The organism is Pseudoalteromonas sp. SG41-5 (assembly GCF_014164495.1).
Taxonomy (GTDB): Bacteria; Pseudomonadota; Gammaproteobacteria; order Enterobacterales; family Alteromonadaceae; genus Pseudoalteromonas; species Pseudoalteromonas rhizosphaerae.
This window is the reverse complement of record NZ_JACJFH010000042.1, coordinates 1-14810: the sequence shown is the minus strand read 5'-3', so window position 1 is coordinate 14810 and position 14810 is coordinate 1. Positions and strand designations below refer to the sequence as shown.

The 14810-nt window shown below is 40.4% G+C and carries 11 protein-coding genes and 1 pseudogene; 6 read left to right on the top strand and 6 right to left on the bottom strand.

The window, feature by feature from the left end:
* Positions 1-97: 97 nt before the first annotated feature.
* Together dgt and H5232_RS12465 are read left to right on the top strand one after the other, a co-directional pair.
* Positions 98-1561, top strand: a complete 1464-nt coding sequence (gene dgt, locus H5232_RS12470; RefSeq protein WP_182767376.1) for a dGTPase — start codon at positions 98-100, stop codon at positions 1559-1561.
* A 74-nt stretch (positions 1562-1635) separates the two neighbouring features.
* A complete protein-coding gene (locus tag H5232_RS12465; protein ID WP_182830951.1) occupies positions 1636-3153 on the top strand; it encodes a hypothetical protein in 1518 nt (505 codons plus the stop codon).
* A gap of 74 nt (positions 3154-3227) precedes the next feature.
* On the opposite strand, the gene H5232_RS12460 is transcribed toward H5232_RS12465, so the two are convergent.
* The 6 genes from H5232_RS12460 to H5232_RS12435 form a co-directional block, all read right to left on the bottom strand.
* Positions 3228-3887: a hypothetical protein gene (locus tag H5232_RS12460; protein WP_182739343.1), complete on the bottom strand. Its 660-nt coding sequence runs from the start codon at positions 3885-3887 to the stop codon at positions 3228-3230.
* 364 nt (positions 3888-4251) lie between these two features.
* Entirely contained in the window at positions 4252-4917 is a 666-nt protein-coding gene (locus tag H5232_RS12455) for a class I SAM-dependent methyltransferase (protein ID WP_182717327.1), read from the bottom strand.
* A gap of 9 nt (positions 4918-4926) precedes the next feature.
* Positions 4927-8568, bottom strand: a complete 3642-nt coding sequence (locus tag H5232_RS12450) for an AAA family ATPase (RefSeq protein WP_182830950.1) — start codon at positions 8566-8568, stop codon at positions 4927-4929.
* Positions 8565-9809, bottom strand: coding sequence for an exonuclease SbcCD subunit D C-terminal domain-containing protein (locus H5232_RS12445; RefSeq protein ID WP_182830949.1), 1245 nt, complete (start codon positions 9807-9809; stop codon positions 8565-8567). Before H5232_RS12445 ends, H5232_RS12450 begins: the two co-directional genes overlap by 4 nt.
* Before the next feature lie 76 nt (positions 9810-9885).
* Positions 9886-10125 (bottom strand): hypothetical protein, encoded by a 240-nt coding sequence (locus H5232_RS12440; protein ID WP_145238872.1) that lies wholly within the window; start codon positions 10123-10125, stop codon positions 9886-9888.
* A 128-nt stretch (positions 10126-10253) separates the two neighbouring features.
* The gene (locus H5232_RS12435; RefSeq protein ID WP_182830948.1) at positions 10254-10508 is read right to left on the bottom strand and encodes a hypothetical protein; all 255 of its coding nucleotides are present in this window, start codon (positions 10506-10508) and stop codon (positions 10254-10256) included.
* A gap of 305 nt (positions 10509-10813) precedes the next feature.
* Here H5232_RS12435 and H5232_RS12430 point away from each other — a divergent pair, with 305 nt between their 5' ends.
* From H5232_RS12430 to H5232_RS12415, 4 genes and pseudogenes are all read left to right on the top strand, one after another.
* A complete protein-coding gene (locus H5232_RS12430) occupies positions 10814-13255 on the top strand; it encodes a M1 family metallopeptidase (protein WP_182797653.1) in 2442 nt (813 codons plus the stop codon).
* Complete coding sequence (locus H5232_RS12425) at positions 13255-13773, top strand: DUF6702 family protein (protein WP_149980350.1); 519 nt, start codon at positions 13255-13257, stop codon at positions 13771-13773. The genes H5232_RS12430 and H5232_RS12425 overlap by 1 nt, the downstream gene beginning before the upstream one ends.
* A 161-nt stretch (positions 13774-13934) precedes the next feature.
* Positions 13935-14570 (top strand): HAD family hydrolase, encoded by a 636-nt coding sequence (locus H5232_RS12420; protein ID WP_182739346.1) that lies wholly within the window; start codon positions 13935-13937, stop codon positions 14568-14570.
* 167 nt (positions 14571-14737) lie between these two features.
* Positions 14738-14810: pseudogene (locus H5232_RS12415) on the top strand (YebC/PmpR family DNA-binding transcriptional regulator); the annotation flags it as partial.

Genomic DNA, 14810 nt, shown 5'->3' with positions numbered 1-14810 from the left:
AATTATTAATAGATAAATTTATGTGCGAACAGCAGTCATGGATATTAATTTAGTAAACAAGCTGTTAGATTAAAAGTAGACAATAAAAGGAGCGTCTATGATCGATTTCAGCAAAAAAATAACGTCAGCGCGTGAGCTGCGCTCAACCCCTAATTTACAGATGGCGTTAGAAAGCGATCGTGGCCGTATCATCAATAGTGCTGCAATTCGCCGCTTACAACAAAAAACGCAAGTGTTTCCGTTGGAGCGCAATGCTGCGGTACGCTCGCGGTTAACTCACTCTCTCGAAGTACAACAAGTTGGGCGTTTTATAGTGCAACGCATCTTTGCGAATTTAACGGCCAAACAACAAGCTGAATATGGCCTAACAGGATTAGAGAGGCCGCTAGAAAGTCTGGTTGAAATGGCCTGCTTGATGCACGATATAGGTAATCCACCGTTTGGTCATTTTGGTGAAGCTGCGATTAATCACTGGTTTAACGCAAATTTAGCAACGCTTACCCCTCAGCGCTGCGCCGATCCACACACGGGAATTGGCTTAATATTTAAACATTTAGCACAAGATATTTGTAACTTTGAAGGTAATGCGCAAGGTATCCGTATTGTACACTCACTATTATCACTTAATTTAACCTATAGCCAAACGGCTGGTATTCTAAAATACACGCGTCCGGCAAGTATGGCGAAAGAAGATATACCGCGAACTAAAAATTATTTGATGAAAAAAGTAGGCTTTTACTACAGTGAAAAAAACTTTGTTGAAAGATTGCAAAAAGAGCTATTCATCGAACCACAATGTCGCCATCCCGCCAGTTATATAATGGAAGCGGCTGATGATATTTCATATTGCTTAGCTGATATTGAAGATGCCGTAGAAAAGGGCATCATTACTGTTGAGTTATTATGCGATAAACTCAAACAGCATTATCAAAAAGTGTTAACTAATCTTACCATTGACGATGTAGAGCATCAGCACGTGGTTGAAAAAGCAGTTAACTATGCCCTCGATAAGGCCGCTCAGCAACCTTATAACTTTAATAGCGAGTTTTTTATTTATTTACGGGTAACTCTACTCCACCCTCTGGTTAATTATGCGGCCAAACGTTTTATAGATAATATTGAAGCGGTTTATCATGGTGATTTTAATCAAGCCTTGTTAGAAGACCGCAGTCATTTACATGCTATAACCACCACTTTGAAACAAGTGGCGTTTGAATATGTGTTTTCACATAAGGAAGTCGGTAAACTTGAATTACAAGGCTATCGAATTATCAATGGATTACTTGATTGTTATAAGCCATTACTGCTGCTAAGTCATGATGACTTTAAACGGGTGCTCAAAGGGGATGGTCGTTTCTTAATTGAAACACGGTTACTCAAAAAGCTTTCGAAAAAGCATTTAAATAGCTATTTACAAGCCATTGAAGCGATGCAAGCAGAACCCGATCATGTACTCGCTTATGAGTTTTATTATCGCTGTCGATTTATTCAAGATTATATCAGCGGCATGACAGATCAATTTGCTTACGATGAATACCGTACCTTGATGGTAATTGATTAGCAAAACACACTGCTAGATAAATTTGCGCACAACTATTAAACTGGGTTTATTGTGTTATTTTGTTTAATAGATTTATGATGGCTCACGTATTACGACTTTGCTTATTTATTTTATTTACTTTTAGTTTCAATAGCTTTGCTAAATACAGTGAAGCTATGTGCATTTTGTATAAACAACAAATGCAGCAATACAGCGATAATACAAGTAGCCGTAGTTATCGAAATGCGGCAAAAGATTATAAAAACAACTGCAGTAACCCACCTCCAGCAGCGTCTCAAGCGCAACCAGCACCTGTAGTGGTTGCACCAAAAACACATGTTGATAATAAAATAAAATCTACATTAGAGACGCAAAACTCGACTGTAAACCCCCTTGACAGCAATTCGTCAGTAGCCAAAAATGAGCCAGCAGAAGTTCAATGGGAGGCGTCTGTAATTGTTGAAAATGTTGAGAATGTCCAAAGTATTGAAGTTGAGCAAAAGAGCAGCGCAGAAACCACAGTCGAACAGCCGCTTGGGCAAAACAATGATGTAGTTGATGCTACACCCGAAGCAGTAATAATAAGCGAACCTGCGACGATAAAGGTAACAGCCCCAGAACCAGTGCGCACTGAGTCGGATTCGTTATTAATGCCAAGTTTATTGTTGTTAGTAGTTTTATTATTAGCTGCAATGTTGCTGCTGCGCTTACGCGCTAACAAAAAAGCAGCAGTTGAAACTGCACCGCTAATTCCTGCAACTGATAAGGCTTCAAGTACAGAAGCCGCTGAATCAAAACCAACCTCCGCAAAGGCTGAGCCCATAGCAAGCGAATCCACTGTTGCGCCAAAAAAAGCGGTTATAGCAGAGCAAGTAGCGATTGCAACTCCACAAACTGAAATGATAAATTCAGACGATGTAAACGTAAAAGTTGAGTTAACGCAGCGGCTTTTTAAAAATGAGCATGATTTTAAAGAGCCTGAAGTGCGTATGTTTGATCCTGATGCGCCATTACCAGGTCAGAAACCACAACAACCTAAAGATGTCATAAAGTCTGCGACGATAAATGTTGAAGCTGATCTTGATACTAATTTAGAACCACACCAAACGACCACAACAGAGCTCGATAGCGAAGCTGAGCAATTACCTAAAATGGATGATGAAAACGTTATTCATTGCGCAACGAATGAAGTAGCAAATGAAATTGTCCATTCGGATGCTGTTAATAGTAGTGGCCAAGTGCTCACATCAGGCTTTTCGCAAATGAGGGAAGTTAAGCTATCAACGACCGTGGATGTTCAACCACAAGCTGATACTTTAACGGTAACTGACAGTGATGATGAAATAGCACAGGCGCTTGCGGCATTAAACGATGAATTAGCTGCAGAGCAGCATAGTGCATCAGAGCACGATGAAAGAGATGATATATCTGGCGCATTTGTAGCAGATCCAAATCAGAGTAAAGCTAACCCATTTGCTAATTTATCACTCGACCCTACTTGGGATCCAAATTCAAAAGAAAAGCCGACGATTGTCCCGAAAAAAACAGTGCCAAAATCAGCCAAATTAATTGCAGCACAAGAGCGTGCAAAACAGTTAAAAACCGACGATTAATTTATTAATTGTCGCTGAAGATTGATTCTCCAAAGCTCAGACTATTTCGTTTAGTAGCAGCCTGCTCTGGGCTGTTACTTGCTGCTATAAATTACTTTATTGGTATGAGTTAAGATTACGAACCGCTTCACCCTTTTAGCATGTCGCCAACTAAAAAATAAAATCACAACGGTAATAAACAAACAAATACAGACAATCCCCATTAATGAAGAAGCATGTTGTAATAAGCTTGTTTGGGGGAGTGACTTTACGTTTTGAGTAGCTAAACTAATCGATTGCATGCCTTTTCTGGGTAGGATGATTTCATAGACATGATCATTAGGTTGTACTTCGGCACGTTGTAAGTTGCCCGCTGTTTGCCATTGTAATTCAAACTGTTGGCGTTTTTTTCGCTGATGCTCCGTACACCAAAGTGCATTAATGGTGGCGTTTTCTTTAGTTTTACAGCGCGCTGGCAACTCATAAAAATTGCGCCATGCAGTCTGTTTTGCCGTGTTGTTATATGAGTGTAGATAAAAACCAGCTGTTATTGGTGATTCAATTATATTCGCGAAGCTGTCTTTATCGGTTGATGTTGTGATGTTTTCTCTGCGATTACAAAAATCAGCTAGTCGAGTTAATAGTGTTGTGTCAGGTTGTTCTAATTGCGGTTGTGTCAAAGGGGAGTAAACAGCGGATGCAGTACATAGCGGGCTGAAACTGAGGGAGATTAATATAAAAATCCATTTTTTCATTAGTTACGTCCTGTAAAAGATGAACTTACAGCCTACCATTATTTTTTGTTATTGCAAACTTTATAGGTACAAAAAAATAAGACGGTAACCGTTAAAAGCTTATATTTGGCTTGAAAGCACATGAAAAAATTATTATTGATTCTAAGTGTGTCAGTACATTGTTGTTAGTGGGATGATACACAATCCCAAGTAATGGTGGTTTTATTAGACCTAATACGAATCTATTTGGTTAGGGTAATATATTGAAAAATAAAGTGTCAATATTAAAACCGTTAACCAGCGTTGGGTAAACGGTTTTAAAAATGCTTTAATGCATGTCTAGGAAGTAATAGAGCATTGTGAAAGGTAAATTATTAGTTTACGTTTAGCGTTTTTGTGCCACATAACCACTAAAACCAAGTGTTTTAAAATACAACTTGCCACTATTGAAGCCTGTTTCATCGAGTAAGTCGGCAAGACGAATTCTATCAAGTGGGAAAAACTCATGCTCAAAATTATGCTGCATGCGCTCTACCCCTGTTTCAGTTAAGCCTAATTGTTTGCTGAGTATCAATTGGGCATCACGCTCAAAAAGTGTTTCTGGACGCATTAAATCGGCTAAATATAATTGCCCATGTGCTTTTAGCTGTGTGCTAATTGCTTGCAACATGGCTTTTTTATCGCCGTTATCTGCCACAAAGTGCATCACTAATAAGCATAATGCGGCATCCGCTTGTTGTTTAAGTTCGGATGGCGAGCCTAAGTGTAAAGTAACCCGTTCGCTGATCCCAAGCTCAACAAATCGTTGCTTTGCGATATCGAGCATGTCTTGTGAGGTGTCTTGTGCAGTGAAATGCCACTTAGGCTGCAAGGCAGCAAGGAGGGCGACTTCTTTACCGGTACCGGCGCCTATTACCAAAATATGCGCTTCATCGCCGAGCGTTGCTTGTAGTTGCGCTGCGGTACTGCTGTGCAGTAATTCATACCCCGGTACTAAACGAGGAATGCGAGAATCATACTGCGTTGCTTCGTCTTGTGTAAATGTTGGCATTACTATTCCTTAAATAATTGTAACAGTCGAATAGCCACCAGGTTTCTTGGCGACATGAACTTGGGTAGCAACCCGTTCTGTCATTTGAGATACATGGGAGATCACGCCCACTTTGCGCCCCTGCGCTTGTAATGAATCAAGTGCATCCATGGCAATGCTTAATGTTTCACTGTCTAACGTACCAAAGCCTTCGTCAATAAACAAAGAGTTAATACTTACTTTATTGGATGACAAAGATGCAAGGCCCAGCGCAAGTGCCAACGAGACTAAAAACGACTCGCCGCCAGATAAGGTATTAACTGAACGTTGCTCATCGGCCATGTCCTTATCAACAATGGCGATATCCAAGGTTTGCTCAATAGCTGTAAGTTCATAGCGTTTGTTTAACGTTCGTAAGTGGCTGTTTGCATAGTGTAATAATATTTTTAGCGTTTGCGTTTGTGCTAAGTTACGCATGGTTTTACCCGTTGCATCACCCAACACTTTATTAAGTACATGCCATTGCTCGACGTGTTTTTGCAAGGTTGCCAAGTCAGTTTGTTTGCCTTGCAGCGCCTGACGGTTTTGATTGTGCTGTTCAAGTACAGTATTGGTTGCAAGCTGTGCTTTGTGCTGCGCAGCTTGCTGATCGTTTAAATTGGCTAACTGTTGAATAAGCTCAGCATGGCTTTGCTTAGGTTTATCGCTGTTTTGATGCTGTAAGTAAGCGTGTTTGTGCTGCTTTAACGCGGCATTTTCATCTATTAAAGCTTGCGCTAATTGTTCATGTTGCTTTAAATGCGTTTTAATTTCATCGCTACTTAGTGTTAGTAAAATTGTGACCTGTTCGTGGCTTGCATCGCTGTAGCGGCTTTTAAATTCAGCAAACCATTGATTATAGCGAGTATCGAGGTCGGCTTGTTCTTGCGTATTTTCAAGTAGCCGTTGCTCGAGGCCTTGCAGCGTTATCGCGTGCTCGTCGCGTTGTTTTATCGCGTTATCGTGCGCTTTTTGGCTGTGCTGAAGCTGTGCTTGGCATTGCTCTTGTTGAGCAGCTAGCTTCGTTTGGTAGTCGTCAGCACTAATGTGTTCATTATTAAATAGCGCTAAGCGCTCACTTTGCGAGCTGCTATGTTGTTGCTGTGCTTTGGCTAAATCATCATTTAGGTTTTTTAAGATTAGCTCAGCATCACTGATCAGCGGTGTAAACTGCTGCATCTGTTGGTCAGCGCTATCGAGTTGTTTTTGCGCTTGCTCAAGCTGCTCTTGGTTGTGCTGATATTGCTCAACTTGCTGGTTTAACTCAGTTAAATCAAGTGTATTATTTTGCAGTTGTTGCCAAAATTGAGCCTCTTGAAATTGTGAACCAAGGGTCGCGGTTAGCTCATTAATTTGTGTGCTTAGCTCACTTAGCTTGCTATTGAGCTGGCTTTGTTGATTGCTTAGTTCAAGGTGGCGTGTATGTAACTGTTGTTGAGCTTGCTGCTCATTTTTAAAGATACTTTGCAGTTGGTTTACCTGCTCTTGCAAGTTGCGCTGTTGTTTTTGTGTTGCATAATACTGTGTTTTTTGTTCATTGAGCGCAATGTAACTGGCCTCCAATTGCTCTGAGGTTAAGTCATTAAGTTCAGTGCGGGCCGCTTGCATGGTATGTTTTATTTCAAGCTGTTTAGTCTGTGCAGCCTGTACCGCTTGGCTGTGTTGTGTGTGTTCAGCAACGAGCACAGCATGCTGAGTTTGATGCGAGTGAAGCTCTGCTAGGGCATTCTCGTAGTGCTGTTTTGCATTTTTATAGTCATTTTCAAAAGCAGCGATTAAGTTAGTTAATTGCTGATCTGCGAATGGGTGTTCGGTTGCCCCACATACCACACAAGGTTCATTTGGCGTAAGTTGAGCACGTAAATGTTCGATACTTTCGCTGGCACGCAAGCGAGCTTGATTTAGTGCGTATTCACTGTGTTTAATCGTTTGTTCTCGTGTTACAAGGTTCTGGGTTAGCGTTGTTTTTGTTTGCTCGCCCTGACTTAGTTTGCTTGCAATAACACTTTGTTGTTGCGTGCTTTGCTTTAGCTCTTGATTAAACTGTTTGTAACGCTCGCGTTGCTCTTTTAAGTAATCGATACTTTTAAGTTTGGCATCACATTGCTCAATATTAAATTGGCCGTGTTGCTTGTTGAGTTGATCAAGCTTTTGTTGTTCGCTTAAAAGTGTTTGTTCGCTTAGCGTCAGTTTTTTAGTTTGTGTTTCCAGCTGCTCGTTTTGCCTTATAAGCTCAGCTGCTAACTGTGTACTTTGTTCAGTCGTTGTTGCAAATTGCTGCTTAGCGTGCAAAAACTGATTGAAGCTATGCTGATAGTAATTCCAATCACTCGCTAGTTGCTTTAGTTGACTATGCTGGGTTAGCCATTGCTGGTGTTGCTCGGAATGTTTTTTTGCTTGTTGATGACTTGCTTGGCTTTGTTTAAATTGCTGCTGTAAATGAGTAAGTTGTTTTTGCTCTTTTTCATTTTGCCTTGTAATGCTGGTTATTGTTTGTGTTTGCATCGCAAGTTGATTGTCGAGCTCACGCGCTTTAGCAATGATTGGTTCTGCGCTTTTTTGCTGTTGTTTCGCCGTTTGCAAGCTCTCGTTGTGCTTTTCAAGTGCGCTGGCAAGATCAGTAATGAGTGCCGCGTGATCGATACTCTTTAAATCATTTACCTTGGTATTTAGTTCATTATTTTGCGCCGTTAAGCTTTTAAAACGATTGCGATTGTCTTTAATTTCCAGTGCACTTTGCGCTTGTTTAGCCTGTTCACTTTGTGTTGCAATGGCTTTAAGCGCTGTACTGGCTTGTTGTTGATTTTGTTGTGCTAGATTCAGTGCTTGCTCTAAGCTATTGGCTTGCTTATACCAGTTTATACCCTGCTCGATGCCAGCTAAGGTTTTTGTAGTATCTTCAATTTGCTGTTTTAAATCATCAAGTAGTTGAGTTTTCGCGGCAAGTTCTTCGTCGGTGAGTAAGGTATAACTGGCTAAACTGGCTTTGAGCAATTCGAGTTTATTTAGCTGTTCTTTATGGCGCTCAAAAATACGTTTACCAATCAAGCTAAATTTATCTGTGCCAGTTAAGCATTCTAAAAGCTGGGCTCGTTCATCACCCGTGGCCTTTAAAAATGCCGCAAACTCATGTTGCGCTAATAATACCGCCCGCGAGAATTGTTCAAAGTTGAGCCCTATTTTACTTTCGACTTCTTTTATGGTGTTGCTTTTATCAGCTATTAGCGTTTCGTCTGGCAAAGTATAGAGGCTGTGCTCAGCTACTTTTAACTTGCCGGTTATTTTTTTATGAGTTCTTTGAATGGTATAGCGCGCGCGATAGAGCTGTTTATCTTGGCCTAAAAAATCGACCTCGGCAAAACCTTCCCATTTACCCTTACGTAATAAGTTACGTGGGTCATTTAACTTTATACTGTCGCCATTAAAATCTATTAAGTTACCTTTATCACCTCTTAATCGAGCTGTTTTGGTATAAAGGGCTAAGCAAATCGCATCTAAAAAAGTGCTTTTTCCTGCACCGGTGTCGCCCGTTATGGCAAATAAACCAGCATCCCTTAACGGTGCTTTGGTAAAGTCGATTTCGGCGTCAACAATTGAGGCTAAGTTATGGATGCGTACTGCGGTTATTTTCATAGTTGTTCTTGCTCCGCAAGTTCGCTTATTACATCGTTTAAAAGGGTTTTTAGCTCATCCGGGACAGCTTGCCCCGCCATGTCTTTGTTATTGGCAAACGCTTGCTCTAATAACATTTGCGGGTTGAGCATCTCGACTTGGCTTAAATCTTCAAAGACAGTTAAACGCTGCTCTTTATTTTGCTGACGAACGCGTTCTATGCCACAAAAGCGCACTTCTTTGTTCTCTAGTGCTTTTTCAATTTGCTCTCGAAAAGTTGTATCGGTATCACCTGCACTAAGCTTTACTCTTACATACGGAGCTTGGCTATATTGGCTTAGGTCTAGGCTCGATAGTTGTTGGCATAATTGTTCAAGAGGTACGCACTCTCCTTCAGGTAATAAAATCACTTCTGTTGGGCGAGGAATGTAAAGGGGGTTTACAGTCACTGCAATCGTATCATCAGTGGTGGTTGTAAACTCAGCAACACATACTTGGTGTTTATAGTTGCGCTCTGAAAACGACATCGGCATTGGTGTACCGCTATAGCGGATTGTCTCGGACTTTGCGACTATTTGCGCTTTATGCAAGTGGCCCAGGGCAACGTAATCAGCATGATTGCTAAACACGTTTGCTGTGACTGATTCTTCTCCGCCAATTATCAAATTTCGCTCAGAATCACTAGAGATATCGCCGCCCTTGGCATGTAAGTGCCCCATCACTATTAGCGGCGTTGTTGCAGGCTTATCAATGAGCGCATGCTCAATACTTAGCTGGTACGCCTTAGCTATGCCTTGAGCGTAATCGTGACCGTTTTCAGTGTGACTAAGTGAACTAACATCACTGGCACGTAAAAATGGCATTGCAACGATATGAGCTGTTACAGGGTTGCTATTTAAACGCAGTACCACATCTGCTGGACTATTCGCATCAAAACGGCCTACGACCTGAGTATCAAACTGAGCAAGCAGCGGCTGGGCGGCCATTATGCGATTTGCAGAATCATGATTACCGGCAATAAGCACTATTTGTAATGCAGGGCAGTGTTTTTTGGCATCTTTTATAAATTGGTAGAGTTGATTTTCACTGCTAGCAGGTGGGGTAGCTGTGTGATAAATATCACCAGCGACTAACAGCAGATCTATTTGTTGTGTGACGAGCGTGTCTATGATCCAACTGAAAAACACCTGATGCTCTTGGCAGCGATTGTGTTCGTAAAATTGTTGGCCTAAATGCCAATCTGAGGTATGTAAGACTTTCATGTCACGCTCTTAAAAAACAGTTAAGAGCGTCAATATACCCAAGCTAAATTAAGATGCAAGGGCACAAGCTGAATCTTTAACTTGTTAGGTTATACCAAGCAAAGATCACCATGGGTAAAGCTAACAATGCCAGCACTAATGGTACTTTGAGAGCTTTGGTTTGTTTGGCCTGCAGTACTTTTAACGCATTCGTTTCGTTACAAGCAGCTACTTTATCAATATAAAAATAACCTGAATCTAAATACTGTTTACAACTTTGTTCATCTGCTGGAATTGCAATTACTTCTTGTTGTTTTTTTAGGATATAAAAATCCATATGCCCACCGCATTTTACTAGTATGTTGAAACACTTTTGAGGAGAAAAGCGATGCTTTTAACCCCCTCAAATCAAAAAAGTGGGCGATTTTAAATACAAATGACTATAAAGGTCAACTAAAGAATTCATTATTTAGCCATTAATATAAAAATAGCCGAAATTAAGCTAAAAGTTATGCTTATAACCAACAAACTACTGCATAAAACAAGCCACTTTTTACGTTTTTTACTATGTTTTGGAAAGCGAGCGAGTGCGTCGTTTTTATCGCAAGCCGCAACGAATTCAACAAACTCAAAGCCCCGCTTTTGATATTCATTTAGTTGCTCAGTCTGAGCTGGAATTGCCGCAACACTATTATCTTTTTTTACAATGTAAAATTTCATCGGTTACCCCTGCAAGCTGTCAGCTAACTTATTCAATACTATGGTAAGAGGGTTTACTACTCATCGTTTAGGTTAACGTGTTTACAAACTGTAAAGCTAACTGTAATTGACTTGCATTAATTAAGCCTGAATTTCGTACAAAAGTTGCTGTAAACCCCCTTTACAATAATTGCCTTGTTGTTAATCATCAGTATTTAAGAATAAGTTATTTTTTACCCTATAAATGCGGCGGTTTATCGCTATTTCATTGAATATATCTCACTATTTTGACAAAGTATGCTTACGAAAAATTAACAGGATTAATTATGAAAAAAGCAGTTGTAACTTTAGGGGCTATATTTTTACCGTTAGCTCTCTCAAGTACTGTTATGGCTTCTGCAGTTGAGCAAACAAAAGGCAGTTATGTTGATAAGTTTCGCCAACTTGATGAAGTGCTGCCTACACCGAATGTTTATCGTAGTGCAGCAGGTGAGCCTGGTGAAAAATATTGGCAGCAGCATGTTAATTACGACATCGATGTAAAGCTTGATGAAAATGCACGTCGCTTAACAGCAAGTCAAACCATAGAGTATAAAAATAATTCACCGCACACACTCAAGTATTTATGGTTGCAACTCGATCAAAATATTTTTAAAAGCGACTCTATTGCAGAACGTACTGCTACATTTAACGGCTCTGCCCTACAGGGAGATCCACAACCAAAAGCAACTAAATTAAGTTTAAGTCAGTTACGTCGTCAACAATTTATGAGTGACAATGAACTTGGCTTTACAATTGCTAATGTTAAAGATGATAACGGTAAAGAATTAAAAGTCACAGTTGTTGATACACTAATGCGTATTGACTTAAATGAACCACTGAAACCAGGCAAAGACACTGAATTCAGCATGGACTTTGCTTTTAACATCGTCGAAGAAGATGCCGTTGGCGCTCGCTCTGGTTACGAGCATTTTGAAAAAGATGGCAACGACATATTCTTACTTGCTCAATGGTTTCCGCGTTTAGCTGCTTATACAGATTACGAAGCATGGACTAATAAAGCCTTTTTAGGCAGTGGAGAGTTTACGCTAGAATTTGGTGATTATGATGTTGAGATCACTGTTCCTGCCGATCATATCGTCTCTGCAACGGGTAAGCTTGATAATGCTAGTAGCGTGCTGACCCGTACTCAGCGAAACCGTTTAGAACAAGCCAAAAATACAAAGCGCCCAGTATTTATCGTTACTGAAGATGAAGCCTTAGAAAATGAAAAAGAAGGCACAGACAAGACCAAAACATGGCACTTTAAAGCTGAAAATGTGCGTGACTTTGCATGGGCGTCGTCGCGTAAATTTATGTGGGATGCAAAAGGTTATCAACAAGGCGGTAATGATCAGCCATTAGTGATGGCTATGTCATTTTTCCCCAAAGAAGGTGGCGATCTATGGAAGAAGTATTCGACCGAAGCAATCGTACATACAATGGAAGTTTATTCACGCTTTTCATTTGATTATCCATACCCTGTTGCGCAGTCAGTCAATGGTCCAGTAGGCGGTATGGAATATCCAATGATCACATTTAATGGCCCTCGAACTGAGTTACAGGATGACGGTTCGCGTACTTATTCACAAGCTGAAAAGCGCTTTTTAATTGGCGTGGTGATCCACGAGGTTGGTCATATTTATTTTCCTATGGTGGTGAACTCTGATGAGCGCCAATGGACTTGGATGGATGAAGGTTTAAACAGCTTTTTAGATGGTGTTGCTGGGCGTGAATGGGATCCAACTATTCCATGGGGGGTTGAACCACGTGACGTTGTTGCCTACATGAAGTCTGAAAATCAAGTGCCGGTAATGACTCAGTCAGACAGCGTACTGCGTTTAGGGCCTAATGCTTATACCAAACCTGCGGCCGCACTGAATATTTTGCGTGAAGTGATTTTAGGTCGTGAGCTGTTTGATTTTGCGTTTAAAGAGTACGCCCAGCGTTGGAAGTACAAGCGCCCTACCCCTGCTGATTTTTTCCGTACTATGGAAGAAGCATCAGGTGTTGATTTAGATTGGTTCTGGCGTGGCTGGTTCTATAGCACTGATCATGTTGATATCTCGCTCGATAAAGTCTATCAATTACGTTTAGATACTAAAAATCCTGATATAGATTTTAATCGCCTACGTGATATTGAAGCGGCTAAACCTATGCCACTATTTGTGGAACGCAATAAGGCTGAAGCTAAAAAGCTATGGGTTGAAGAAAACTCCGACGTAACTGATTTCTACGATGAAAACGACCGCTTCACTGTTACTAACAAAGAGCGCAACTCGTATAATAAATTCTTAAAAGGCTTAGAGCCATGGGAGCGTAAAGTACTCGATCGCGCAGTTGCAGAAGATAAAAACTATTACGTGCTTGAATTTTCGAATTTAGGCGGCCTAGTAATGCCAATTTTACTTGAGCTTAGCTATGAAGATGGTACTAAAGAAGAGCGTATGATCCCTGCCGAAATCTGGCGTCGCAACCACAAACATGTGCAAAAACTTATTATTACTGATAAGAACAAGCCTTTGGTATCAGTAACGGTTGATCCTCGTTGGGAAACTGCAGACGTAGATGTTGAAAATAATAACTACCCTCGTCGTATTATCCCTTCACGTATTGAAGTGTATAAAAAAGAGCAAAGTAAAGCCAAAGTCAGCCGCGATATCATGCACGATATTAAAACTGAGCTAAAAACAGGTGACGAAAAAGACAGCGATAAGGAGCAAGAATAATGCGTTTTATGCTTATTATTCTTGCTTTTATAGTTGCTATGCCAGCGATGGCGCATCAACTTAAAGCATCAGTAACTACAGTTTTATTTAATAAACGTACTAGTAATATTGAGCTAATGCATCGTTTTTATTTACATGATACCGAGCATGCTGTGGAGCATTTATTTGCCGGTGGTGCAGATATTATTAGTAATAAAGAAGATCAACAACGCTTTGTAGATTACATCGAATCACATGTTGCTTTACAAACACTCGATGGTGAGCCGCTAGTGCTGAAGGAAGTGGGTGCGCAAGTTGATGGTAAGTTTTTTTGGGTTTATCAAGAAGCACCGATCCCAAAGGATATTAAAGGTATCCGTATGAGTCACGGCGCGCTGCGCGATTTATGGCCTGCGCAAGTGAATATGGTTAATGTTGAAGGTAAAGGCAAAGTGAAAACACTGCACTTTACCCAAGATGACACTTGGCTAGAAGCGCGCTTTGAACCAGCTAATACAGCGGTAGAGCAAACAAAGTAGGCAAATTTAAAAGTCCCCCAACCGACGCGCACAGTAGTTTTGTGCGCGTTTTTTATTAATTTTTATATTAAATACGAATATGTTCCTTTTCATATCTAATTGCGTAAACTATCTTAAAGTAAGTAATTTGGATGAAAATTAAATCATATACAAGGAGTGGTATGAATATGTATCAAAGTACAGTAGCTGGGGTAATTTTTGATTTAGATGGCACCTTAGTATCATCTGAACTTGATTTTACTCTTATCAAAGCTCAAGTTGGTTGCCCTGACGAGCATGATCTACTTAGTTTTATTGATGGTCTTCCTTCGCCTTACATGCGTGAGGAAGCAATGAATATTGTCCATCAGCATGAGCTTATTGATGCTCAACATGCAACGTTGTTACCCGGTGTAGCGCAAGCTATCGCGCGTTTAAAAGAGCAAGCAATACCAATGGCAATCGTGACACGTAATTACGACCGCGCTACTGCGCTGAAATTAAAAAATAATCCGTTGCCAATTCAAACTGTACTCACGCGTAGTGATGCCCCCCCTAAGCCAGATCCGAGTGCTTTGAATGCAATTGCAACGTTATGGGGAATAGATCAGCAACATATACTTTATGTTGGTGATTATCTTTATGATATCCAGGCTGCACATAATGCCAATATGCGTGCTTGTTTATATGCACCGAGTGATGTTCCTGCATATGCAGAACAAGCTGATTATATTCTGCACCATTTTTCTGAATTGCCTAAGTTAATAAATAATTTAGGGCAAACACGACAATCTCGACTTATAAATGCTTCAGTTTAAGTAGAATTTTAGTGTTATGTTAAATAGCGTGTTGTTTAACTTTTATAAGCGTAAGTACTGTTAAGCGAAATGTCATAATTGTGATTTTGCAGTCATTTAATCACTAGCTCAATACTGCGCAAATTGTTAAAATGTTGCCAATATCGAGTTTCCAATAGAGGCATAAGATGGGCAGAGCCTTTGAAGTACGTAAAAGCTCCATGGCGAAAACAGCCAATGCTAAAACCAAAGTTAATTCTA